Source organism: Albirhodobacter sp. R86504 (assembly GCF_042466415.1).
Taxonomy (GTDB): domain Bacteria; phylum Pseudomonadota; class Alphaproteobacteria; order Rhodobacterales; family Rhodobacteraceae; genus Albirhodobacter.
Window position 1 is genome coordinate 765,223 of sequence record NZ_JAXHCH010000002.1, and the last position, 23,840, is coordinate 789,062.

Sequence of the window (23,840 nt, forward strand, 5' to 3'; positions counted from 1 at the left end):
GGGATGAAAACGGAGACGACCATGACCGATCACGCCGCGCCCCAAACCCTCCCGCAAAATGAGGCACCCGCTGAGGGGATCGATTTCAGCGCGCCCGATCAAAAACCGGTTTTCGTTCTGGTGCAGCCGCAATTGGGCGAGAACATCGGGGCTGCGGCACGGGCGATGTTGAATTTCTCGCTCTCGCGGATGCGTCTGGTGGATCCGCGTGACGGCTGGCCTAATCCGCGCGCGGTGGCGTTGGCGTCGGGGGCGGCGGCGCAGGTGCTGGATCATGCGGGTGTGTTTGCGACCACGGCTGATGCGATTGCCGATTGCGATTTCGTTTTTGCCACAACGGCGAGGGGGCGCGAGTTGGCCAAGCCGATCTACACGCCCGAGGCCGCCATGGCGGAGGCGCGCGCGCGGATTGCAAAGGGGCAAAAAGTTGCCGTTCTGTTCGGGCCTGAGCGCACGGGGCTGGAGAATGACGACATTATCCGCGCCAATGCGATCATCACTGTGCCCGTTAATCCGCAGTTTTTCAGCCTCAATCTCGGGCAGGCGGTGTTGCTGACCGCCTATGAATTTTCGCGTCAGACGGTTGAGGTTGCGCCGATTGCGCAGGGGCTGGCGGGGCAGGAGCCAGCGAGCGCTGTCGAGGTGGAGAAGCTTGGCGATCATTGGGAGATGCGGCTTGAGGAGGCGGGGTTCTTTTTCCCCGAAACCAAAATCGCGCATATGAAGATGAACCTGCGCAATATGTGGACGCGCTTTGCGATGACACGCGCGGAGGTTCAGACCTTGCACGGGATTTTGCGGCAAGTGTTGCGCGGCAAGGATCCGAGCAAAGAGGACAGCGCCGAGTGAGGCGCGCTGCGGCCTGCGCTTCGCCGCTTATTCGGCCTCCGGCGTGGGGCCCCCTGTGCGCAATTGCCGCCCTTGAACTGCTGTGAGGCGCGGCCTAATCTCGGCGCCTGAGATAAAAGCGCGCCAGATCCTGACGCGCAAGACAGAGCAATGCGAAGACCGTCACTCTTGAGGGAGAACTCGATGAGCAAGCCACCCGTAAACCAACCCACCGGGCAGAAACGCTCTATCTTTGAGGAGGTTGGCGAGACAAGCCGCGGCGGGGATGTGGTCGCACCCAAGGCGCGCGGCGCGGCGGAAGGGCGGCTTGCGGCCGTCTCGCGCGGGCGCAAACTCGTGCGCGGCTGGCTGATTATCTTGTTTGTGATGGTCGTCACAATGATCGCAGTGGGCGGGATGACACGGCTTACCAATTCCGGCCTGTCGATCACGGAATGGAAGCCCGTCACGGGCGCCTTGCCCCCCATGAGCGACGCCGTCTGGCTTGAGGAGTTCGCGAAATATCAGGCGACGCCGCAATTCGAGATTATGAATTCCACCATGACCTTGGCAGAATTCAAGGGCATCTATTGGTGGGAATGGGGGCACCGGCAACTGGGCCGGACGATTGGTCTCGTTTGGGCGATCGGGTTCTTTGGGCTGTGGGCGGCGCGACAAATTCCGAAGGGCTGGCACGGGCGCCTTCTGGGGATCGGTGCGCTTGGCGGAGTGCAGGGCGCGATTGGCTGGTGGATGGTGGCCTCGGGCCTCACCGGAGAGATGACGAGTGTTGCGTCCTATCGTCTCGCGACGCATCTGGGCCTCGCTTTCGCGATCCTGTGGCTCATCGTTTGGTATGTTTTGATGCTTTCGCGCAGCAGCGCCGACATCATCCAAGCCAAACGCGCGGGCGACCGGAAGCTGGGCGGGCTCGCGGCGGGCTTGCTGCATCTGGCGTTTTTGCAAATCCTGCTCGGCGCTTTGGTTGCGGGGATCGACGCGGGGCGGGGCTATACCGATTGGCCGTTGATGGGCGGGCAGATCCTGCCGCCCGATCCGTTCTCGGAACTGCCGCTGTGGCGCAATTTCTTCGAGAACGCGGCCTTGGTCCAATTCATGCACCGCGTGGTGGGATATGTGCTGGCGGCGATGGCGGTGGTTGCCTATCTCAAGGGGCGGCGCTCTGCGATGTTTGAGACGCGCGGCGCGTTTACGGCGGCGAGTGTTGCCATCGGCGGGCAGGTTCTACTCGGGATTGCGACCTTGATGCACGGCGCGCCTTTGCATCTGGGCGTGGCGCACCAGCTTGGCGCGGTCTTGGTGATGACATTGGTGCTCCGCGCGCGGCACCGTGCGCTCTACCCGTTGAAACAAAGCCTGCGAGCAACAAAATAACCGTTTGACGGAAAAGGATTTGTCACAATGACCGCTTACCAACAGCTCGCCGCGTTTCAGCGGGAAACAGAGGCGCTGGCGCAGATTTCCGGCCGTCTGGGATGGGATCAGGAAACGATGATGCCACGCGGCGCCGCCGAACAGCGTGCGGTTGAAAGCGAGGCGCTAGAGGGCGTACTCCATGCGCGGCGTACCGATCCGCGCATCGGCGCGTGGTTGGCGCAGGCCGAGGCGCAGACCCCGCAAGAAGCGCGTAGCCTTGCCTTGATCGCCAAAAGTTATCACCGCAACGCGCGCATTCCCGCCAAGTTGGCGGCTGATCTTGCGCGCGTCACCTCCCTTTCGCAAGGCAAGTGGGCCGAGGCGCGGGCCAATGAAGATGCGGCAGCGTTTCTTCCCGTGCTCAACGAGGTGTTGGCCCTCAAGCGTGAGGAGGCCGCGGCGCTCGCGCAGGGCGGCGATCTGTATGATGCGCTGCTTGAGGATTACGAGCCGGGCACCTCGGCCGCACAAATCGGCGCGATGTTTGACCGGATGCGACCGCGCCTGAAAGCTCTTGCCGATCGGGCGAGTGTCGCGCCGCAACCCGCGGCATTGGCCCATAAGTTTGGCACTGAGGCACAGATGACTCTGGCGCGTCAGGCGGCGACGGCTTTTGGATATGACTGGTCGCGCGGGCGATTGGATCTCGCGGTTCATCCGTTCTCGTCAGGTTCCGGATCGGATGTGCGCATCACCACCCGCGTCGCGGCGGATGATCCGTTCAATTGCCTCTATTCAACCATCCATGAAACCGGTCACGCCTGCTACGAGCAATCCATTGATCCGGCCTATGCGCTCTCGCCTTTGGGGGGCGGTGTGTCGATGGGGGTGCATGAAAGCCAGAGCCGGATCTACGAGAACCAGCTTGGCCGCTCGAGCGCGTTCACGGGATGGCTGTTTGACAAGATGACAGAGCTTTTCGGCGCATTCGGTGTGGCGGATGCGCAGGCCTTCTACGCGCAGGTGAACCGTGTCGGCAAAGGCTTTATTCGCACGGAATCCGATGAGCTTCACTATAACCTCCACATCATGTTGCGCTTTGATCTGGAGCGCGATTTGATCGCCGGACGCCTGGAGGCCGCTGATCTTGAGGAGGCGTGGAACGAGCGCTTCTTGCAAGATTTCGGCGCGCGGGTGCCCAAGCCCTCTCAGGGCTTTTTACAAGATGTGCATTGGTCGGTGGGTTTGTTCGGATATTTTCCGACCTATGCGTTGGGAAATGTCTACGCGGGCTGCCTCAACAAGGCGATGCGCGCCGAGGTCTCAGGGATCGACGAGGGGCTTGCACGGGGCGAGACGCATCTTGCGACAGCATGGCTGCGCGAGAAGGTGCAACGCCACGGCGGGCTGTATCAACCGGTTGATTTGATTGAGAGAGCATGTGGTTTCGCACCGAGCGAGGAGCCGCTTTTGGACTATCTCGAGGCGAAGTTCACCGCGCTCTATCCTGCATGATCGGGCAGGGGCTCTGCCCCTCTGCTATCGCATTCACCCCGGGATATTTCACGCAACCGGAACCCTCGCGCGGGGCTTAGTTTTCGCGCGGGGTGAGCCGCAACCAGATGCCATCCTTCGCGCGCACCGTGAGATGCGCGACCGGCATCGCGGGGCGCTCCGCGACAGGGTCGATCTTGAAGGCACGCAGGATCATCGCGAGGATCAACGGGCCCTCAGCCATAGCGAACCCCGCGCCCGGGCAGACGCGGCTGCCGGTGGAGAAGGGAATATAGGCGGAGCGCAGGCAAGCTTTCCCGTTTTCTGTCTCGAACCGCGCCGGATCGAAGGCATCCGGATCATCCCACAGGCGTTCGTGGCGGTGCAAATGCCAAGGCGAGATCACGATCTGCGAGCCCGCTTTCACCTTGCGGTCGCGGAACTGTTCGGGGCAGCGGCTTTCGCGCACGAACATCGGGACGGGTGGGTATAGGCGCAGGGTTTCGCGGAAAATTGCGCGGTTGAGCTTCAGCCCGCTCAGCATTGAAAAGTCTGGGTTTTGTGCGCTCAAGATCGTCGTGGCCTCGGCCGCCGCCTTCTCTTGCCAGTCGGTATGGGTGGCCATCAGATAGAGCGCCCATGCCAAGGCGGAAGCGGAGGTTTCATGCCCCGCGAGGAAGAAGATGGCGACCTGATCTACCATTTCTTCCGTCCCGAACGTGTCGCCGGTTTCGGGATCGGGCGTGGTCATAATCTTGGTTGCGAGGTCATTGGGGGCGTTGCCTTGCGCGATTTGCGCGGCGCGGCTGGTGGTCAGGTCTGTGATGAGCGCGCGAATAACGGCGGCGGTGCGTTTGGTTTTCGCGGAATGAAAACGCGGCATCCATGCGGGTATGGGCAGCAGCGCGGCGAGATTGAGGAGGGGTTGCGCGCGTTGATGTTCTCGAAATTCCGAAAACACCGCGCCCGCCACTTTATGCTCGATCGGGATCGAGAACAGCGTGCGAAAGATCACATCTGCGGCGGCATGGGAGGTTTCGCCCTCGATCTCGATTGGGTCGGCATTGGCATGGAGGCGTAGACGCCTGACGCAGGCCTCGCCCGCGTCCCACATGGCGGGGAACGTGTCGCGCAGGCGTCCGCCCTCAAAGGCGGGATCAATGATCCGGCGCTGTCGTTTCCAAGTCTCCCCGTTTGTCAAAAACACGCTATTGCCGAGGAGCGGCACCAGCCCTTCGCGGATCCGATCGGATTTCGGAAAATCTTGAGGGCGCTTTTTGAGAACTAGATCAACAAGTTGCGGGTCGTTGCAAAGGAAGGATCGAAAAAACGGCGTGCGGAATTCTGCCATCCACGCGCGGTAGAGGCGCGCGGGTTGTGCCGAGAGAATATCGGCGCGAAACAGTTTGAAATACTGCCAGAGGGACACTTTATCTGCCCGTGAGGGGGGTTTGGGCGGCAAGGTCATAACGTGTCCGTGTATCGGTTTTCGGGGCGCTCGATGCGGCTTTTTGAGGGGCTTTTATCTGCAAACCGCGCGCGCAGGCTTTGAGGTCCTGCGGTGATTTCAAAATAGTCATAGCCGTTGGGCGTATCAAAGGCGCAAAGATATTGAAAATGCAGCCGGAAAAAGCGCCAACGCAGGGCCTTCCAGCGCTGTGGCGACAGGGTTTGCGTGAAGGCGGCCGAAATCACGAGGGGCCATTGTTTGTTGTCCGGCGCCACGCCGGAGACCGAAACCGGATCGCACAGCGCAAAGGCACAGCCATCGCCGGGGGCGGTGACGTCGACCCAAGCGAGCTCGTCTCGGGCACTGAGATAGGCGAGGTCGCGGCGCAGGCGGTGCGCGCGCGGCAAGAATGACACCATCGGAACCACTTGGCCAAGTGACAGGAAACCAAGGGCTTTATCCGTGGGGACGCCTTCCTTGCGGATCACATCGGCAAGGATCGAGACCGCCAGATGCGCGCCCGAAGAATGGCCGATCACCAGCACCTCATCCCAATCTTGTTGCAGGGCCTCAATAATCGCCGCGCCGAAATCGGCCATGCGCGCCTCAAGCTGCGGCGAATTTTCCCCCAAAGATTTCGCGGAATAGGCGTAGTCATGCATGAGATAATAGGCGAAGACCTTGTTATCATGCCGTCGAAACCACCGCAGGATCAGGGCCGCAATCGCGATCGCAGCCACGCCCCCCAGCGCCGCGCCGACCGGCTGGGGAGTGAGCGCATGAAGAGCGCGGTACCCGAACCACCCTGCCGTCAGGGCGACCGCGAGCTGCGCCAGCAAGAAGAACACCGGATAAAGCGCTGCAATCATTGGACCTTTTCGCAGACGCATCAATCGGAAGAGCGCCCCTGATCCGATATAGGCATAGGCCGTCTGGATCAGTTGCAGGTAGGTCGCGGGGATGGACTGTCCCATCGACGCCTTGACGATATCGGACCAGACCAAAACCTCGACATCCGTCTCGACCTGCGTCGTGTCAAAGGTGCCAGTCACATGCCAGCCGTAGGCCCCTTGAGTGGTTTTGGGTTTCAGATCAATCTTATAGCCCGATATCCCAGCCTGCTCCGCGCCCTCCTTGCGGTAAAGCTCACGGTAGCGTCGGGGATGGATCGGATCATAGCCGGGAATGTAGAACACCCGACGACGACGAATTTGAGAACTGGCGCGCATCTAACCCTCTTACTTCGGGCCAGACTGCCGGAAAATCTGGGCAAAAGTAAGGGTTTATACGCCCCAACGCGCCTCATTCGCCTCAATCGCGGCGATCCGTTGCGGGGTATGGGGATGGGTGCGCAGCCACGAGGGGATTTGCGCGCCTTTCGCTCCTGTCAGGGCGTCCAGCTTCTTGAACAGGGATTTTTGGGGCGCGGTCGTGTAGCCAGCTTTAATCATCAAGGCGGAGGCCCATTCATCCGCCTCGAACTCGTCGCGCCGTGAGAGGCGCGCGGCGAAGGCTGAGGCAATCGCATTTGCAATCCAGATGCCGATGAACGGCAAAATGCGCCCCAAGACCCCCATTAAAACGAGGCGAAGCACATTCTGGCCGGTGTAATCGATCATCCGGCGCCGCGAATGGCCGAGCGCCACATGCCCCAACTCATGCGCGACCACGGAGGCGAGTTCCTCGGCGGTGACTTCGCGGGCGCGAAACTTTTGAATGAAACCTTGGGTGAGGTAGACTTTCCCGTCGGGCGCGGCGAGGCCGTTGATCGCGGGATCTTGTAAAATCCCGACAGGAATTCGTTTTAAATCAAGTGCTTTCGCCAGCGGGATGAGCGCCTCTCGGAGGTCGGGATCGGCCAAGGGGCGCGATTTTTGTTCAAGCTGCGCGCCCATCCGGCGTGCCGAAAACAGCCACAGGACGAGCCCGTAGCCGAGGATCAGAAGGAAGGGCAATAAGCGCAACAACATGGGATGAATATGGGGCTTTCGGTCCGCGTTTCAATCGCGCGATGAACGCGTCGCGGGGAGTGTTTTGGGGAATGACGAGGTGGATGCCTCATAGACGGGGCGCGATTTGGGGGCGCCATCGCGCGCGCGCTTCCAAAGCCAGCGGCCCAGAAGGATGGCGATGGTGCCAGTGGCCAAAAGCCCCAGCGCGTTTGACGCGAGTTCGGCGGCCGCTTCGATATTGCTGCCAAAAACGATCCCGATTCCCAGATAGCTTACCACCCAAACCACCTCGCCGGCGATTGCCGCTATGGTGAAGCGTTTACGCGGGAAGCTGATCACGCCCGCGACGAGGTTCATTGAGGGGCCAAGGGCCGAAAACAGCCAGCGCGACAGGAATATCGCCTGCGTTCCCGAGGACTCAAGCTTGGTGCGCGCATGGAGCAGGCTGCGTTTGGGCAGGCGGCGCTCCAAAAAGGCGCCCGCGCCGCGGCCAAGAAGGTAGCCAAGCTGGTCCCCGACAATCGCCCCTGTGAGCGCGCCAAGGATCGCCCAAACCGGAGAAAGATCGCCGGAGGCCACAAATGCGCCGCCCGCAATCATCAAAAGCGACGCCGGAATGGGCAGCGCGAGACACGAGAGAAATGTCGTCAGCGCCAAAAGCCATGGCCCCCAGACGGGCAAAAGCCCGAGGATGGTATCGGTGAGGCCGCTCATCGGCGGGCGCAGTCGCGGTTGACACGATTCGAGCGGTGCGCGCTCATTGCGCCGCAGCCTTTTGCGGCAGCGCGCGCATCAGATCATCCAGCAGATCCTCAACGGGAATGCCACGCTCATCGGCGATTTCTTCCAATGTTTTGGGCGGCTTGCTCAATTCAGGCAAGTCGAGAATTTCGACCATCTGCGCGCGCGAGACGCCCCAGCTCCGCCCGATATAGCCAGGCGTCATCCACGGTTCGGGCAGGATCTCGACATGCGCCGGATCGGCCCAATACAGCGCGCGGGCAATCATTTGCCCCGCAAAAAACAACGCCAACGCGCAGGCGACGGAAAAGACGATCACGAGAGGTTTTTGCGTTTCCCAAAGTCTGGTCATCGACATGCTGTTACCCGAGTTCTTTCATCGCGGCAGTGATACCGGCGAGCGTGAGTGGATGCATTTTACCCTCAAAAATATCGGAAATCATCTGCGTTGACTGGGTGTGGTGCCAATGCTCCTGCGGTGCTGGATTCAACCAGACATGATGCGGCCATGTGACGCGCGCGCGTTGCAACCACACAGATCCGGCCTCCTCATTCCAATGTTCATTCGCCCCGCCACGATGCGAGATCTCATAGGGGCTCATCGCGGCGTCTCCGATAAAAATGCATTTATAATCAGATCCGTAGCGGTTAAGTATTTCCCAAGTCGGGGTTCGCGCATCCCAACGACGACGGTTTTCCCGCCAGATACCCTCATAAAGGCAGTTGTGGAAATACACGTGTTCGAGATGTTTGAATTCGGCTCGGGCGGCGGAGAACAACTCCTCCACCAGCTTGACATGCGCATCCATCGATCCGCCAACATCCATAAAGAGTAAGACTTTCACCGCGTTATGGCGTTCGGGGCGAGTGCGCACATCGATAAAGCCGGCATCGGCAGAGGCGCGGATCGTCGCGGGGAGGTCCAGCTCGTCTTGCGCCCCCGCGCGCGCCCACGCCCGAAGCCGTTTCAGCGCGATTTTGATGTTTCGCGTCCCGAGCGCAACGCTATCATCAAAATCTCGAAATTCTCTTTTATCCCAGACTTTTACAGCGCGTTGATGACGTGATTTATCCTGCCCGATCCGCACGCCCTCAGGATTATACCCGTAAGCGCCGAAGGGCGAAGTGCCGGCTGTGCCGATCCATTTTGATCCACCCTGATGACGCGATTTTTGGTCCTCAAGGCGTTGTTTGAGCATCTCCATCAACTGCTCAAACCCGCCCGCAGCGGCGATCTGTGCCTTTTCGGCCTCGGTGAGGGTTTTCTCCGCGAGTTTACGCAGCCAGTCTTCGGGGAGGTCCAGAGCCCTGATCACATCCTCGGGCGAGAGGGACTCTATGCCCGAAAAACTTGCGGAGAATGCTTGGTCGAAACGGTCAAGATGACGTTCATCCTTGACCATCACGACACGTGCAAAATAGTAAAAACCGTCGATATCGTAAGTCGTTAGCCCTTTCGACAGCCCTTCGAGAAACGCGAGATACTCGCGTAGGCTGACCGGAATGCCTGCTTGGCGCAGACGTTCGAAAAAGGGCAGGAACATTACAGCGCCCGCAGGATCACGATATTTGCGAACAATCCGATAAGGCCGAAGGCAATGGCGAAGACGGCGGCGTATTGCGCGCGGTCAAAGCGGTTTCCATCGCGAAGTTTTGCGCGGCGATAGCCGAATAGGGCGCCCGTGAGGGCAGCGAGCAAAGGAAGCATGACGCTCTCGTCCAATCTGGTCTGCGGGTGGAACCGCCCGCCGCATGGCGAACCATGGGCGGGCGGGCACCGGATTTCGGTTCGGCGGGCCGTTTGGCGCGCTTAGCCGCGACCTTGACGCGCGAGTGAGGCGACCTCGGCTGCGCGCTGACGCATCGCGGCATCAGAACCAAACCCATAGCGCGCCCAGTTTTCGCTGTCGAGACGTGCTTGCTGTGCTTGCAGCTCTTGACCCAATTGTGCGTAGGCTTCGGCGCGGATCAGGTAGAGCGTGGCCATCAGCGCGGCATTCTGGCCTTTGAGTGCCGCGTCGAGCGCGTGGTTGACGAGCGCGATGGAATCTTGCGCCTGTCCTGTGGAGAGCGCGAAGGCGGCAAGTTGCATATCCACATGCGCGGCCTGAATGCCTGCGCCGGGGATTTGGCGGTAGATTGCGCTGGCGCGTGTGAAGGCCTGAACGGCGATGGCGGGTTCGTCATTTACCGACAAGCGCCCCAATGCGAACCACGCGAAGGCCATGCGTGTGTCATTCCAGCCTTGCGATGCGGCAATTGCGATCGCTTCGCGCGCGCCGGCTTTGCGGCTGCCCAAAGAGCCCGCGCCGATCGCGCGTTGCAAGGCGGCCACGAACCCTTTTGGTGTGGCGCCGACATCCGCCGCGCGGCCCACTGCGCCGCCTGCCGGATTGAGGCGTGGCAAGGCGCTGGCGAGGGCGTGGAACACCTCCGGCTGGCTCATCCCCGAGCGCAATTCGGGCGCGTAGGTCGCCTTGAGGATCATCATGTCGAAGCGGGTCAGGACGGTGTGGAAGTTATCGTCGTTGAAGACTGTGTCGGGCAGGCGGAACAGATCGTTGAGCGGGCCAAGACCCTGCGCCGTTTCCTCATGGAGGCAATCGCGCAACTCTTGCGGCGCCGCCTCTGCGGGGATGAACACGGTCGCATGGGTGCGCTGGCGGATGCCGGCCCAATCAACCTTGTCGCCCCGACGATTGTCTTTGTAATCCTCCCACGAGACGACGTTTGGAACGACGAAACACGCAGCATTCGGCACGGCCGCATTCATCGCGCGCTTCGGCACGAACTCGATGAAAATTGCGTTATTGGGATCGGCATTCGCGCCGTTGACGGCGGTGATATCGATGCCCGCCTCATTGCGAAGCCGTGACACAAGGCTCTGCATTTCTTGGGCCGCGCCCGCAGGGGCCGCCCCCTTCATGGAAATCTTGATCGGCCCCTCGAAGCGCGAAAACCACGGCAAAGTGCGGCCCGATTCAAGGTTGAAGGACAGCTCGGTGAAATCACGCGCAAGCTCGGAGTTTGTGCCCAATCGCGAACTCGGAACCGCGGCGAAGGGCATGGCCAGCGTTTGCGTGGCGGGCAGATCAATGGTGGAGGTTGAGGCCCGCGCGGTGGGCTCCTCTAACGGCATCGTCGTGCAGGCCGCTAGGGATAACGCGCCGAGGAACACGGGAAGGAATTTGATCCCCCGCGTGGGCGGCGCATGTTGGCAGGGCAGCGATAGCGGTGCATTTGCGAACCAACGCCCGTCACCGGCGACGTCATGGGTATCTGCGCTGGAATGCGCATGTCCCAAGACGCCGCTGACGTGGCGCAGATCCACACCCATATGCAAGGCGGACCCATCCTGCTCTTCGAGCGGGGTATGATGCAGCGACCGCGCTGGCAGGCGCGGGTGCCCAGCCTCCCGCAGATGTGATCTGCGTGAGGCTGCGGCGAGCAGACGATATATACGCATGGCAGTGCGTTCCCAAGGTTGGTTCCTATTCATACCGCCCAACATGAACTTCACCGAGTAAATTCTTATGACTCAATAAGATTTTTTTTGTGGCACGCTAAATATAGTAGCAAATCAAGGCCTTTCACGCGCCTTGTTGTTGCCACATTTCGAAAGCGCAAAACGCCAACGCAACGCGAATCGGCCGATTTCGCGGAGATTTGAGGACGTAAAGCCCGAATCAGGCGCTAATTTTGGGGCTGCTGACGGATTATCGCGGGTGCGGAAACAGTCGCGCTGCAGCGGGGATCGCAAGATTGGCCGGGGGCTGGTGTCAAATTTTGCCATATTTCCGCGATTTAGCGCGTGATCTTCAGGTAAACCACCCCGAATTTGCGGCGCAAACGCGGGACGGGGCGGTTCTTTCGGATAGGACGGGCGGTGTTTTGGGGGAAATGTGGCGCGACCTGTTAAGACAGCGCGGTCTCCGGGGCGGGTTGTTTCGGGCGCCGGACGCGCGCGCGCTTTGCATGATCAAGAGGCGCTCAAAAGCAAAACGCCCCGCGATGACGGCGGGGCGCAGGTTGGCTTTGCGCGCGATTGGGGCGCGCAGGTGCATCAGGCGCGGTTAAGCGCGACCGCCACGGCCACGGCGACCGCGCGAGCTGCCCGAGGCGGCCGAGGCGGCGGCGGCTTCTGCGAAGCTTGCGCCTTCCTTGATCGCATCGAGAACGCGGGAGAACTTGATCCAGTCCGCGCCGTTGGCATCATGGTTCATCAGCAAGTTTGCCGCGCGGATCGCTTCCATCTCTTGGGAGCGCACCGGATTCATGATCGCGGAGGTCATGCCCGCGCCAATCGCCATCGGCAAGAAGGCCGCGTTGACGCCGTGACGGTTGGGGAGACCGAACGAGATGTTCGATGCGCCGCAGGTCGTGTTCACCCCCAGCTCGTCACGCAAGCGCGCGACAAGCGTATAGACCTGCCGGCCCGCCGTCGCCATTGCGCCAACCGGCATCACCAGTGGGTCGACGACGATATCATGCGCAGGAATGCCGAAATCGGCGGCGCGCTGCACGATCTTCTTCGCGACTTCAAAGCGCACGTCGGGGTCTTCGGAGATGCCGGTATCATCATTCGAGATCGCCACAACCGGCACGTTATACTTCTTCACCAGAGGCAGGACGAGCTCGAGCCGCTCTTCCTCGCCTGTCACCGAGTTCAAAAGCGGACGCCCCTCGCACGCCTCAAGCCCCGCTTTCAGGGCATCAGGCACCGAGCTATCGATGCACAAAGGCACATCAACGATCGCTTGGATCTTTGCGATCAATTCGCGCATCAAGGGCGGCTCGACGAAGTTGTTATCGGCGTAGCGCGGATCTTCGGCCATTTTGTTGGAGAAAACGGCGCCCGAATTCACGTCGAGCACGGTCGCGCCACACATGACTTGTTCGATCGCGTCGCGCTCCACGGTGGAGAAATCGCCCAGTTCCAGCTCTGCCGCCAGCTTCTTGCGGCCCGTCGGGTTGATGCGCTCGCCGATCACGCAGAAGGGTTCGTCAAAGCCGATCACAACGGTTTTGGTTTTTGACTCGATGATAGTCCGTGTCATGGTCAGCCTTTCAAATGCTCCGCGATCCATGTCGCGTTGGTCTTGATGCCCCCGAGGGGGAAGAAATGCACCGATTCGATACCGAAATTCGGGTTCGCGGCCTTATGCGTGGCAAGGTCCGCGACGAGATCTGTCGGCTCGAACGGCAGGAGAAGTTTCGTGACATCTTTGGCGCGCTTTTGCAGCACTTTCAGCGATGGGCCAACCCCGCAAGCGATTGCGAATTTGACCAGCGTTTGCAGTTTTGCGGGGCCTGCGATGCCGATATGCACCGGCAGCTTAATCCCCTCGGCCTGCAACCGGTCAACCCATGCGATGATCGGCTTTGCTTCAAAGGCGAATTGCGTCACAATCGCCATATCGGCATCGGTGCGCGTCGAGAAAGCCTGTTTCCAGTGCAGCGCCTCCATGACGGCCGCATCGCCGCCATTGATATCAATATCGCGGTTTCCTTCTGGATGGCCCGCGACATGCAGGCGCGCAAAGCCCGTGAAGGCGCCGCTTTCCAAAAGCTGCATCGAGTTGTCAAAATCGCCATGCGGGGTTTTAACGCCGCCGCCGAGCAAAAGTGCCTCGCGCACATCGGCCTCACCTTGATAGCGCATAACCCAATCGTTCAGCGTTGCGGCATCTTTAATGATACGCGCGGGAAAATGCGGCATTGGCTCAAACCCTTCCAAGCGCAGGCGCTTGGCGGTCGCAATCATCTCCTCAATCGGCGTGCCTTCGATATGGGCGATATAGACACGGGTGCCTTTGGGCAAAAGCGGGCGGAAATCCTCAACCTTTTCGGCTGTGCGCGGCATGACTTCGATCGAGAGCCCTTCTAAAAACGCGGCCATATGCGCCGTGTTATAGCCAACCACATGGGAAGCAGGGGCAGGGCTCGCCTCACGGCGGAAGTTCAAAAGCGCCATTTTCAGTTTCTCCGTCACGCCAAAAGGGTCGATCACGGCTGCGGTGTCTCCCAGCCGTCATTCGCGATGAGGGCGAGGATTTTCTCCTGCCCGTAGTGAGAGAGGATCCGCTCGACTTCCGCATCCGCCGCCGCCGTATCGTCGCCTTCGCGCTCGCCCATCGGGACTTTGCGCCATTCGGCAAGATAGGCGTCAGCATCTTTCGCGCCGATTTTCATCGCGCAGCGGTCGATGGCCTGTTCAAACCGTTCAGGCAAAGGCCTTTTGACACCGCGACGCCCTGCGCCAGCAATGACTTGCGCGGGGATATCACGCCAAAAAACGATTGTGATGTTTGCCATGCTCGAATCCTTCTCTCATGTGATGCTACGCGCAGATGCGACATGCCCGATGACGGTTTTCGACATATCAGTGCGAGGTAGCGACCTTGGCTGGTCTGGTTTTCAATGGCGTCCTGTCGGGCCGCGTCTTGGCTGGGTGTATAGCGCGGCGACGGGTGGCGGGGCCACGGGCGATGACGCTGCTGCGCGTGAAAACTTTGCATGAAGATTATGAAAGGCGGCGTCGGGCCTGCGATATCTGGAGCGCGCAGGCGTTTGGCGCCCTCGCGCGGGGATTGTGCGGTGACGCGAAGACGGTTGCGCGCTTCCTCCCTTGAACCTGTCGGACACAACAGCTACTTTGGGGATAACTTGAAAAGGAGGGCGCGATCATGGCGCCCAAGCGTCCCAGGTCTGCGGGCGCGTTCCCAAAATCGGTAGAGCCGACCGCGACCCAAACCGCTGAGGCGGGCGAGCTTTATGCTGCGCTCGATCTTGGCACCAATAGTTGCCGCATGTTGATTGCCCGTCCGGTGGGCAATCAGTTTCATGTGGTCGACAGCTTCTCGAAGGCTGTCCAGCTCGGCCAAGGCTTGGAAGCCTCTGGCCGGCTTTCGCGCGCGTCCATCTCACGGACGGTGCAAGCCCTGCAAATCTGTCGTCGCAAGATTGAGGAACACGGTGTGAAGCGGATGCGGCTCGTCGCAACCGAAGCGTGTCGCCGCGCCAAAAACTCCCGCGATTTCATGCGGCTTGTCCGGCGTGAGACTGGGCTGCCGTTGGAGATTATCGCGGCGGAGGAGGAGGCCCGCCTGGCGGTCATCGCTTGCGCGCCGCTGGTCGAGCCGAAAACAGAACAGCTTTTGGTTGTCGATATCGGCGGCGGATCGACGGAGCTTGTGTGGATCGACGTCTCGCAAGTTGCGCCGGAAGAACGCGTCCGCGCCATCATGCGGCTCTCGGACGGGTTCACCCGCGCGGATGGATCGGCCCGCGCGGCGCGAGTCGTCGATTGGATCTCGGTGCCTTTGGGTGTCGCGACGCTCAAAGACCAGTTCTCCGATGTTGATGATGATGCGGCGCGCTTTGCGCTGATGTCGTGGTTCTTTGAGGAAAAACTGGCCGATTTCTCGCCCTATTCGGCAGGCTCGCCCCGTGAAGGCTTCCAGATCGTCGGGACGTCCGGCACCGTCACAACCGTTGCGGCCTGCCACTTGGGCCTCAAGCGGTATGACCGCACGAAAGTTGACGGGCTGACCATGTCCTCAACACAGATTGATGCGGTGATCCGCACCTACCTCACTCTCGGGCCGGAGGGGCGCAGGAATGATCCGCGCATCGGCCGTGACCGCCACACGCTCATCATGTCGGGCGCGGCGATCCTTCAGGCGTTGATGCGCGTCTGGCCAACGGATAAGATGTCCGTGGCGGATCGCGGCCTGCGCGAAGGGCTCCTTTATGCACAGATGGCCGCCGATGGCGTGTTCACCGAAGACGGAATTATTCAATGACCAAGCCTCCTAAAACCCCCAGCGGCCCAAAAGGCCCAACAGGTAAGAAACCCGTCAAGGCGGCGATCAAAACCGAGCGCAAGCGCGAACCGGCGCGCGGCAAAGGGTTGGGCAACGGCCAATCCGGCCCGCGCACGGCGCCTGCGGAAAAGGTGCCATCCTCGCCGCGCTTCAAATCCGAGGGCAAATCGGGGGGCGGCGCGGCACCAACGGGTAAGAATACCTCCGGTCGCGGGCAACGCGATCTGCGGGTGCGGGTGAAATCCGCGAAAGGGCGCAAGCTGTCCTCGACCCTTTGGTTGGAACGCCAGCTCAATGATCCTTACGTGGTTCGGGCCCACAAAGAGGGCTATCGCGGGCGCGCGGCCTACAAGATTATGGAACTCGATGATAAATACCGGTTCCTCGTGCCGGGGGCGCGGGTCGTCGATTTGGGCTGTGCGCCGGGCGGGTGGTGTCAGGTTGCGGTCGCGCGGGTCAATGCGCTTGGCGAGAAACGCGGCAAGAAAGTCGGGACAATTCTCGGCGTGGATTTGCAAGAGATCGAGGCTATTGCAGGGTGCGAATTGCATCAGCTCGACTTCTTGGAAGAAGGGGCGGATGACAAGGTGAAGGGCTGGCTCGGCGGCACGGCAGATGTTGTGATGTCGGATATGGCGGCCTCGTCTTCCGGCCATCAGGCGACTGACCACTTGCGGATCATTACCTTGTGCGAAGCGGCCGCGTATTTCGCGTTCGACGTGTTGGAAGTGGGCGGCACATTTGTCGCCAAAGTTCTGGCTGGCGGCGCCGAGCAAGAGTTGCTGAGCGTGTTGAAAAAGAACTTCGATAAGGTGGCGAACGTGAAGCCGCCGGCATCGAGGGCGGATAGTTCGGAGAAATTCGTCGTTGCGATGGGGTTCCGCGGCAAGCAGAGCAATCGCAGCGACGAAGATGAAGAATAACCTGCAAGGCATTGTTTCCTAACTGATATGCGCGCCGAACTGGCGCGCATTTTGCGTTTTGGGCGGCGCTGAATTCGCGCCGTTTGGGCAATCGGTCCGCCGTCTGTCCGCCGTCTGTCCGCCGTCGGCCTTTGGTCTTTTCGCTGCCTTTGCAACAATCGTAGACAAACGTTGAATTTGCGGTAGGCTTCTCGGACGGGGTCTTGGAGATGTGCCAATCGGCCTTGCACTGTGTTTGCAAGCTCGCGCGAGTAGGCGTGATGGATTGGGCCGCAGGGCGCGCGCGGAGGCGCGTCGCATCGGTTTAGAACGGCTGAAATACGGATGAAAAGAGGGGAGGCTTTTCGTCATGTTTACGGACAGATTGTGTTCGGGAGCCGCCACGCGCATTGGCGGCGGCGAGAGGGGCGCTTGGGCTAACGGGCGTCGCTTTTGGGTGCGTGCGATATGACGCGCAATCACGCGGAAACGGTGCGCAGCGTGGCGGGATCGCCCAATGCTTTGGGCAAGGCGGGGTTCGCGGCCTCGTGGCGGCGCTCGCTCATTCATCACAAGATTGATCCCGCGGCGGTGCAAACCGGCGCGCCGCGGCTCGAATCTGCGGCGACTTTCGTTCGGCGCGAGGCGGCGGGGCGGCTGTTGAGTGTGGCGTCACCCGTGCTTGACCGGCTTGCCCGCGCGGCCTGTGATGCGGGCTGTGCGGTGCTGCTGTCCGACGCGGAGGGGGTCATTTTAGACGAGCGGATGCGCGACGGCGACACGGCCTATTTTCACACCGCCAATCTTGCACCGGGGGCAAATTGGTCGGAGGGCGCGCAAGGCACAAACGGGATCGGCACCTGCCTCGTCGAACAGCGCCCCGTTGTGGTCTGGCGCGATCAGCATTTTCGGAGCACGAACACTGGCCTGACCTGTATGGGGGCGCCCGTGTTCGGCCCCGAGGGAGACCTCGCGGGCGGGATTGATGTGTCCTCCGTGCGGCATGACATGTCGGAGGGATATGCGCGGCTCATCGCGTTGACGGTTCAGGATGCAGCGCATCGCATCGAGGCGGAGATATTTCGCGCCGAGTTTGGCGCGGCGCGCATTTTATCGACAGGCGCGGGCGAATCTGCACCGCAAGGGGTCATGTTGCTTGCGATTGATCGTGACGATCTGATCATCGGTGCAACCCGCGCAGCACGGCGCCATCTGGGGATTACGGCGGCGAATATGGGGTGCTTGCCTGCGGCCGATGTGTTGGAAACGGGGGCGGTCAACGGGCTAGATGCGGCCCAGCGCGCCGTGATGAGCCGCGCCTTGGCGCGCGCGGGCGGCAATGTGTCCGCCGCTGCCCGCGAGTTGGGGATCTCGCGCGCTACGTTCTATCGCAAAGCGAAGGCGCTCAAACTCACCGACGCATGAAAGACGCATGAACGTAGATGAATTTCGCGCGCGCAGCATCGGTTTTTCTGCATTTGCACCTGTCGCAAGGGTGAGACACTGCCGCCACTCAACAGTTGGCGGGGGATAGGCGCGACCTCCGCCCGCAGTGCAGGCTGTCTTAACCGCGGCCGGAGGAGGGCGCGGATCACATCGTTTCATCTGGGAGGATATGACTATGGCCAATGATCTGGCATCGGGTTTCCAAGGCGTGATGGTCTCGCCATTCCGCGCGCGCTATGGCAATTTTATCAATGGCGAGTTTGTTGCGCCAAAAGCGGGGCGGTATTTCACCAATACCACCCCCATCACCGGCGCTGCGATTGGCGAGATTGCGCGGTCTGACGCATCGGATGTCGAGGCGGCCCTTGATGCGGCGCATGCGGCGAAGGCGGCGTGGGGGAAGACATCGCAGGCCGAACGCGCGTTGATTTTGCACCGCATCGCTGACCGGATGGAGGCCAATCTGGAACTGCTCGCCGTGGCGGAATGCTGGGACAATGGCAAGCCGATCCGCGAGACGCGCGCGGCAGATCTTCCGCTCGCGGTCGATCATTTCCGCTATTTTGCGGGCTGTCTTCGCGCGCAAGAAGGCTCGATGTCGCAGATCGACGAGGATACCGTCGCCTATCACTTCCAAGAGCCCTTGGGCGTCGTGGGCCAGATTATCCCGTGGAATTTCCCGCTGTTGATGGCGGTTTGGAAATTGGCGCCGGCTTTGGCGGCGGGCAATTGCGTGGTGTTGAAACCCGCCGAGCAGACACCTGCCTCTATCTTGGTGCTTGCCGAACTCATCGCGGATCTCTTGCCTGCGGGGGTTTTGAATATCGTGAACGGCTTTGGCCTTGAGGCGGGTAAGCCGCTGGCTTCGTCAAACAGGATCGCCAAGATTGCGTTCACCGGCGAGACGACCACGGGGCGGTTGATCATGCAATACGCATCGGCCAATCTGATTCCTGTGACCTTGGAGCTGGGCGGAAAATCCCCGAATATCTTCTTCTCGGATGTCTGCCGCGAGGATGACGACTTCTTCGACAAGGCAATCGAAGGTTTCGTGATGTTTGCCCTCAATCAGGGGGAGGTCTGCACCTGCCCGTCGCGCGCGTTGATCCAAGAGGATATCTACGACGAGTTCATGGAGCGCGCCCTCAAACGCGTGGCCGCCATCACACAGGGCGATCCGCGGGACGGGGCGACGATGATCGGCGCGCAGGCGTCCTCCGAGCAGCAAGAAAAGATCCTGTCCTATTTCGACATTGGCCGCAAAGAGGGCGCAGAGGTGTTGATCGGGGGATCGGCGGCGGATCTGGGCGGCGAGTTGTCGGGCGGATATTTCGTGAACCCGACCGTTTTGAAGGGGCACAATAAGATGCGGGTGTTCCAAGAGGAGATTTTCGGGCCGGTTGTGTCGGTAACGACCTTCAAGGACCAAGCGGAGGCGTTGGAGATCGCCAATGATACGCTCTACGGCTTGGGCGCGGGCGTCTGGTCGCGCGATGCGAACACCTGCTATCGGTTTGGGCGGGCAATTCAGGCGGGACGGGTTTGGACGAATTGTTACCACGCCTATCCCGCCCATGCGGCGTTCGGCGGGTATAAGCAATCGGGGATTGGCCGCGAGAACCACCGGATGATGCTTGATCACTATCAGCAGACCAAAAATATGCTGGTGAGCTACGCCCCGCAAAAGCTCGGGTTCTTCTAAGCCACACGCGCGGCCGCTGTGCCTATCGGCGCGGCGGCCGTTTTCATAACGCGTGGGCAACGCGTCATTTTAGGAGGGTGAGGATGGAACAAGGTCATAAAGACGCGGTGCGTGCAACGCCCCAAGCGCTCGAACTTTTGGCGCAGATCGTGGCGGATCATGGACCCGTCATCTTTCACCAATCGGGCGGGTGCTGCGACGGCTCGTCCCCCATGTGCTATGCAAAGGGGGATTTGCTTATTACCGATCAGGATGTGCAGCTGGGCGAGATCGGCGGCATGCCGTTTTATATCTCGCAAAGCCAATACGAGGTGTGGAAGCATACGGAGTTGCTGATCGACGTGATCAAGGGGCGCGGCGGGATGTTCAGCCTCGATAACGGGCGCGAGAGGCGGTTTCTGACGCGCTCGGATATATGTGACATTTGATATCCCAGCGCGAGGTCACATGCCCTTGCGAAATGCGCTGGGGGTTTTTCCGGAGCGCTGCTGGAAGGTGCGGGTGAAATAGGCGGCCGTTGAGAATCCCAAGCTGGTCGCGATGTCTTTCATCGGCGCTTGAGTTTCGGTGAGCAGGCGGCAGGCTTCGAAATGGCGGCGGTCTTGCAACACGTCCGAGGCCGAACGCCCGCAGCATTCGCGGCACGCGCGGGTGAGATGCGTGGGGGTCACGTTGAGGGCCTGCGCGTAATCCGCGATTCCGTGGCCGGTGCGGAAGTCACGCTCAAGCAAGGCGGAGAAGCGCGCGACGAGGCGTTTTGCGGCGGAGGGCTTCGGGGCATCCGCGCGCGCGGCCTCGACCTGACGTTCCAACCAGACGCCAAGAAGGCCGATGTGGTGACGCGCAGCACGATCGGCGCCGATCTTGTCCGAGGTCATTTCACGCTGAATCTGCTCGATAATGCCCAACACTTCTGATTGCGGCGTCGCCTCGCGGATGCGCAGGTGCTGAACCGATTGCGGCAACGTTACATCGGAATTCTGGCCGAAGAAAATCGCGATGCCTTGCGTTTGCGCGCCGATATCGAGGGAGTGCATCACGCCGGCCGGGATAAACAGCGCGTTATGGGCGCCGTAGCCGCGCGTCAGGCCCGCCATCGTCACGCGCCCCTGCCCACGGGTGATCCACAAGAGCACTGCTTCGGCTTGCGCCCGCATCCCCTCAAACTGCCAGCGATTGCTGGCTAGAAGGCGGGGGATTGGGATGATCCGCAAACACTCCGGCGCGGATGGAAGGCTCGCCTCGCGCGACTGCGGCGCGGGGTGAGAGATCTGCGATCGGGTGGCTTGTGCGCGGGTGGCTTGCAATTGGGCGGCTTGCACTTGGGCGGCGGCGCGGTGGTTTTGTACGGCGGCGGATTTCAGGGTGGCGTTCAGGTCGCTCAGGGATGGTCCGTTGAAAAGCTTCATGTCAAAGTCCCTTTGCGCCAAACGCGGCCTTACACCCCCGACGCGTAAGCCACGCGGGACGTCATCCGCGCGCAGATTACGCCGAAAAAACCCTTTCGGGGAGGGGAATTAGACAGAAAGTCGTAAAAACAACGACGATGCGCCTAGGGACACGAGATCTTGTGCCATGCGCCCATTCTGTTGCGAAACCATGTGCGTTGGCGTTTTGCATATTGGCGCGATGCCGCCTGTGCGAGGGTTCTTGCAGTATCCAGATCACAGTCTCCGCGCAGATATGCGATCAATTCCGGCGCGCCGATGGCCTTGGCCCAGAGCGCATTTTGATCCCAAACCGACATCACCGCGCGGGCTTCGTCAATCGCCCCTTGCGCGAGCATCAGATCAAATCGCCGATCGATCCGCTCGGCCAACCAATCACGCTCGGCCTCAAGAACGAACGGGATGCACGCGTCCAGCCCGAGCAGCGGCGGCGGCGTTTGATCTTGCCAATGCGCCAGCCCGTGACCTGTGGCGCGCATGACTTCCCACGCGCGCTGAACACGCATCGGGTTGAGAGGATCGACGCGGGCCTGCGTCGCGGCATCCAGCTCCGCGAGCAACGCGGAATGGCCGTCAGATTTCATCCGCGCATCGGCCAAGGCGCGAAGGGCGGGCGGGGTTGCGGGAATCTCCGCAAGGCCTTGCGTCAGCGCGGTAAGATACAGGCCCGTGCCGCCGACGATGATCGGGCGCGGCCCGCCCGCGCGATGGGCGGCCAGGAGGGGCGCCACATCGCGCAGCCAATGCCCGACGGAGTAGCTCTCCCCGATGTGCTTGTGACCGTAAAGATGATGCGGCGCGCGGGCCTCCTCGGCCAGACTCGGCCGCGCCGAGAGAACTCGCCAGCACGACCAGATTTGCAGCGCATCCGCGTTTACCACAACGCCCCCCGAGGACTCCGCAATTGCCAAGGCAAGTGCCGATTTTCCGCTGGCGGTCGGGCCGGCAATCAAGATGGGCGTGTTGCGATCAATTTCGGAAGGTATTTCCATGGCTTGCGGCGCGACCTTAATCTAGGAACGTGATCGGTTTTCCCCGTCAGCGCCGCAATTGATGCACGTCAGCGCAAAAAGGGCCTCACGGCGAGGTTGAACCTGCCTCTCTTTTCCGACATTTTGCGGCGGAAACCAACATCCCGAAGCCAATAAACCGAACGGTGGACCATGAGCGCTCAAATCGACACTCCGAAAGTGACCTATAAACGGGTCTTGCTGAAAATTTCGGGGGAGGCGCTGATGGGCGATCAAGGCTTCGGCCTGCATCCGCCGACCGTCGCCCGCATCGCGCGGGAGGTGAAAACCGTGCATGATATGGGTGTCGAAATCTGCATGGTGATCGGCGGTGGCAACATCTTCCGCGGGTTGGCCGGATCGGCCCAAGGCATGGAGCGCACGACCGCGGATTACATGGGGATGCTTGCGACCGTGATGAACGCGCTGGGAATGCAGGCGGCTTTGGAGGCCGAGGGCATCCATACGCGCGTCATCTCCGCCATTCCGATGGATCAGGTGTGCGAGCCCTATATCCGTCGCCGCGCCGTGCGCCATTTGGAAAAAAAGCGCGTGTGCATCTTCGCCGCGGGCACAGGGAACCCCTATTTCACGACCGACACCGCCGCGACCTTGCGTGCCAACGAGATGTCGTGTCAGGCGATCTTCAAGGGCACGAAAGTCGACGGTGTTTACGACAAAGATCCGAAAAAACACGCCGACGCAAAGCGTTACGAGACGGTGAGCTATGATGAGGTGCTCGCCAAGCATTTGGGTGTCATGGATGCATCCGCGATCGCATTGGCGCGTGATAACAACCTGCCGATCATCGTCTTCTCGTTGGATGAGCCGGGTGGGTTCCGCGGCATTCTGGCGGGTGAGGGCACCTACACACGCGTCGAAGGCTGAGGTCGGCCGCATCTTGATGTGGGCGTTCGCGCCAAATTTGTCGCATAAAATACTACCAAATCGCGCGGCGGGCGGTTAATCCTCTCTCAATGGGCAAAGGGGCGCTTAGGCGTAAATTTCCCTCGCGCGCACAACTATCTTTCGTGAGGCGAACCCGTTATGACGGGGAGCCGGCGGTAAAATGAACGGAAAAATACTATGTCAGACGACCTTGATATTGATCTCGATGACCTGACGCGCCGCATGGACGGGGCGATCGCAGCAATTAAAAACGAATTCGCGTCGCTGCGCACAGGCCGTGCATCCGCGTCAATGGTGGAGCCGGTGATGGTCGATGCCTATGGCTCGATGACGCCGATCAATCAGGTTGGGACTGTGAACGTCCCCGAACCGCGGATGGTGACGGTGAACGTTTGGGACAAGGGTCTGGTCTCCAAGGTTGAGAAGGCTCTGCGCGAATTGGGGCTTGGGATCAACCCGCAGACGAATGGCACAATCATCATGCTGCCGATCCCTGAGCTCAACGAGGAACGTCGCCGTGAGCTGACGAAGGTGGCTGCGCAATACGCCGAACACGGTAAGGTCTCGGTGCGCAACGTGCGTCGCGACGGGATGGACCAGATCAAGAAGGCCAAAGCGGCGGGCATGTCGGAAGACGATGCGAAACTTTGGGAATCCGAGGTCGAGGATCTGACCAAGAAATATATCGCGATGATCGACAAGTCCCTTGAGGGCAAGCAAGCGGAGATCATGCAGGTCTAACGACCCGCAAGCAT

The 23,840-nt window shown here is 60.8% G+C and carries 24 protein-coding genes; 11 read left to right on the forward strand and 13 right to left on the reverse strand.

Annotated features, from left to right (window positions below; genetic code table 11):
• The first annotated feature begins 21 nt into the window (after nucleotides 1-21).
• From SJY32_RS05740 to SJY32_RS05750, 3 genes are all read left to right on the forward strand, one after another.
• Entirely contained in the window at nucleotides 22-849 is an 828-nt protein-coding gene (locus tag SJY32_RS05740; RefSeq protein WP_376872705.1) for an RNA methyltransferase, read from the forward strand.
• 183 nt (nucleotides 850-1,032) lie between these two features.
• A complete protein-coding gene (gene ctaA / locus SJY32_RS05745) occupies nucleotides 1,033-2,223 on the forward strand; it encodes a heme A synthase (protein WP_376872706.1) in 1,191 nt (396 codons plus the stop codon).
• 27 nt (nucleotides 2,224-2,250) lie between these two features.
• Nucleotides 2,251-3,720 (forward strand): carboxypeptidase M32, encoded by a 1,470-nt coding sequence (locus SJY32_RS05750; protein ID WP_376872713.1) that lies wholly within the window; start codon nucleotides 2,251-2,253, stop codon nucleotides 3,718-3,720.
• A 76-nt stretch (nucleotides 3,721-3,796) separates the two neighbouring features.
• Here SJY32_RS05750 and SJY32_RS05755 read toward each other — a convergent pair whose 3' ends face one another.
• The 11 genes from SJY32_RS05755 to SJY32_RS05805 form a co-directional block, all read right to left on the reverse strand.
• On the reverse strand, nucleotides 3,797-5,167 hold the full coding sequence (locus tag SJY32_RS05755; protein ID WP_376872716.1) for a cytochrome P450: 1,371 nt from the start codon (nucleotides 5,165-5,167) through the stop codon (nucleotides 3,797-3,799).
• The gene (locus SJY32_RS05760; RefSeq protein ID WP_376872718.1) at nucleotides 5,164-6,378 is read right to left on the reverse strand and encodes a hypothetical protein; all 1,215 of its coding nucleotides are present in this window, start codon (nucleotides 6,376-6,378) and stop codon (nucleotides 5,164-5,166) included. The genes SJY32_RS05755 and SJY32_RS05760 overlap by 4 nt, the downstream gene beginning before the upstream one ends.
• 54 nt (nucleotides 6,379-6,432) lie before the next feature.
• Nucleotides 6,433-7,116: a M48 family metallopeptidase gene (locus SJY32_RS05765; protein ID WP_376877603.1), complete on the reverse strand. Its 684-nt coding sequence runs from the start codon at nucleotides 7,114-7,116 to the stop codon at nucleotides 6,433-6,435.
• 33 nt (nucleotides 7,117-7,149) lie between these two features.
• Nucleotides 7,150-7,815 carry a DedA family protein gene (locus SJY32_RS05770; RefSeq protein ID WP_376872721.1) on the reverse strand — a complete coding sequence of 222 codons (666 nt, stop codon included), beginning with the start codon at nucleotides 7,813-7,815 and terminating at the stop codon, nucleotides 7,150-7,152.
• A gap of 43 nt (nucleotides 7,816-7,858) precedes the next feature.
• Nucleotides 7,859-8,200 carry a hypothetical protein gene (locus tag SJY32_RS05775; RefSeq protein WP_376872723.1) on the reverse strand — a complete coding sequence of 114 codons (342 nt, stop codon included), beginning with the start codon at nucleotides 8,198-8,200 and terminating at the stop codon, nucleotides 7,859-7,861.
• 4 nt (nucleotides 8,201-8,204) lie between these two features.
• Nucleotides 8,205-9,386, reverse strand: coding sequence for a VWA domain-containing protein (locus SJY32_RS05780; RefSeq protein WP_376872726.1), 1,182 nt, complete (start codon nucleotides 9,384-9,386; stop codon nucleotides 8,205-8,207).
• On the reverse strand, nucleotides 9,386-9,550 hold the full coding sequence (locus tag SJY32_RS05785) for an apolipoprotein acyltransferase (protein WP_376872728.1): 165 nt from the start codon (nucleotides 9,548-9,550) through the stop codon (nucleotides 9,386-9,388). Before SJY32_RS05785 ends, SJY32_RS05780 begins: the two co-directional genes overlap by 1 nt.
• A 102-nt stretch (nucleotides 9,551-9,652) precedes the next feature.
• On the reverse strand, nucleotides 9,653-11,308 hold the full coding sequence (locus SJY32_RS05790; protein WP_376872730.1) for a DUF2927 domain-containing protein: 1,656 nt from the start codon (nucleotides 11,306-11,308) through the stop codon (nucleotides 9,653-9,655).
• Between the two features lie 607 nt (nucleotides 11,309-11,915).
• Entirely contained in the window at nucleotides 11,916-12,899 is a 984-nt protein-coding gene (locus SJY32_RS05795) for a methyltetrahydrofolate cobalamin methyltransferase (RefSeq protein WP_376872732.1), read from the reverse strand.
• Nucleotides 12,900-12,901: 2 nt separating this feature from the next.
• Nucleotides 12,902-13,816 (reverse strand): methylenetetrahydrofolate reductase, encoded by a 915-nt coding sequence (locus SJY32_RS05800; protein WP_376877606.1) that lies wholly within the window; start codon nucleotides 13,814-13,816, stop codon nucleotides 12,902-12,904.
• A gap of 32 nt (nucleotides 13,817-13,848) precedes the next feature.
• A complete protein-coding gene (locus SJY32_RS05805) occupies nucleotides 13,849-14,157 on the reverse strand; it encodes a virulence factor (protein ID WP_376872734.1) in 309 nt (102 codons plus the stop codon).
• Between SJY32_RS05805 and SJY32_RS05810 the strand changes: the two genes are divergently transcribed.
• The 6 genes from SJY32_RS05810 to SJY32_RS05835 all read left to right on the forward strand — a co-directional run bounded on the left by SJY32_RS05810 (nucleotide 14,156) and on the right by SJY32_RS05835 (nucleotide 20,146).
• Nucleotides 14,156-14,362: a hypothetical protein gene (locus SJY32_RS05810; RefSeq protein WP_376872736.1), complete on the forward strand. Its 207-nt coding sequence runs from the start codon at nucleotides 14,156-14,158 to the stop codon at nucleotides 14,360-14,362. The two genes, SJY32_RS05805 and SJY32_RS05810, sit on opposite strands and share 2 nt — an antisense overlap.
• 166 nt (nucleotides 14,363-14,528) lie before the next feature.
• Nucleotides 14,529-15,647 carry a Ppx/GppA phosphatase family protein gene (locus tag SJY32_RS05815; RefSeq protein WP_376872739.1) on the forward strand — a complete coding sequence of 373 codons (1,119 nt, stop codon included), beginning with the start codon at nucleotides 14,529-14,531 and terminating at the stop codon, nucleotides 15,645-15,647.
• Between the two features lie 152 nt (nucleotides 15,648-15,799).
• Nucleotides 15,800-16,591, forward strand: coding sequence for an RlmE family RNA methyltransferase (locus tag SJY32_RS05820; protein WP_376877609.1), 792 nt, complete (start codon nucleotides 15,800-15,802; stop codon nucleotides 16,589-16,591).
• Nucleotides 16,592-17,038: 447 nt separating this feature from the next.
• A complete protein-coding gene (locus SJY32_RS05825; RefSeq protein ID WP_376872742.1) occupies nucleotides 17,039-17,995 on the forward strand; it encodes a helix-turn-helix domain-containing protein in 957 nt (318 codons plus the stop codon).
• A 196-nt stretch (nucleotides 17,996-18,191) separates the two neighbouring features.
• The gene (gene adh, locus SJY32_RS05830; protein WP_376872745.1) at nucleotides 18,192-19,718 is read left to right on the forward strand and encodes an aldehyde dehydrogenase; all 1,527 of its coding nucleotides are present in this window, start codon (nucleotides 18,192-18,194) and stop codon (nucleotides 19,716-19,718) included.
• A gap of 83 nt (nucleotides 19,719-19,801) precedes the next feature.
• Nucleotides 19,802-20,146: a DUF779 domain-containing protein gene (locus tag SJY32_RS05835; RefSeq protein ID WP_376872747.1), complete on the forward strand. Its 345-nt coding sequence runs from the start codon at nucleotides 19,802-19,804 to the stop codon at nucleotides 20,144-20,146.
• A gap of 15 nt (nucleotides 20,147-20,161) precedes the next feature.
• Here SJY32_RS05835 and SJY32_RS05840 read toward each other — a convergent pair whose 3' ends face one another.
• Complete coding sequence (locus SJY32_RS05840) at nucleotides 20,162-21,127, reverse strand: helix-turn-helix domain-containing protein (protein WP_376872749.1); 966 nt, start codon at nucleotides 21,125-21,127, stop codon at nucleotides 20,162-20,164.
• A gap of 143 nt (nucleotides 21,128-21,270) precedes the next feature.
• Nucleotides 21,271-22,158, reverse strand: a complete 888-nt coding sequence (miaA, locus tag SJY32_RS05845) for a tRNA (adenosine(37)-N6)-dimethylallyltransferase MiaA (RefSeq protein WP_376872751.1) — start codon at nucleotides 22,156-22,158, stop codon at nucleotides 21,271-21,273.
• A gap of 171 nt (nucleotides 22,159-22,329) precedes the next feature.
• Here miaA and pyrH point away from each other — a divergent pair, with 171 nt between their 5' ends.
• Complete coding sequence (gene pyrH / locus SJY32_RS05850) at nucleotides 22,330-23,064, forward strand: UMP kinase (protein WP_376872753.1); 735 nt, start codon at nucleotides 22,330-22,332, stop codon at nucleotides 23,062-23,064.
• Nucleotides 23,065-23,262: 198 nt separating this feature from the next.
• Complete coding sequence (gene frr / locus SJY32_RS05855) at nucleotides 23,263-23,826, forward strand: ribosome recycling factor (protein WP_376872755.1); 564 nt, start codon at nucleotides 23,263-23,265, stop codon at nucleotides 23,824-23,826.
• Nucleotides 23,827-23,840 lie beyond the last annotated feature (14 nt).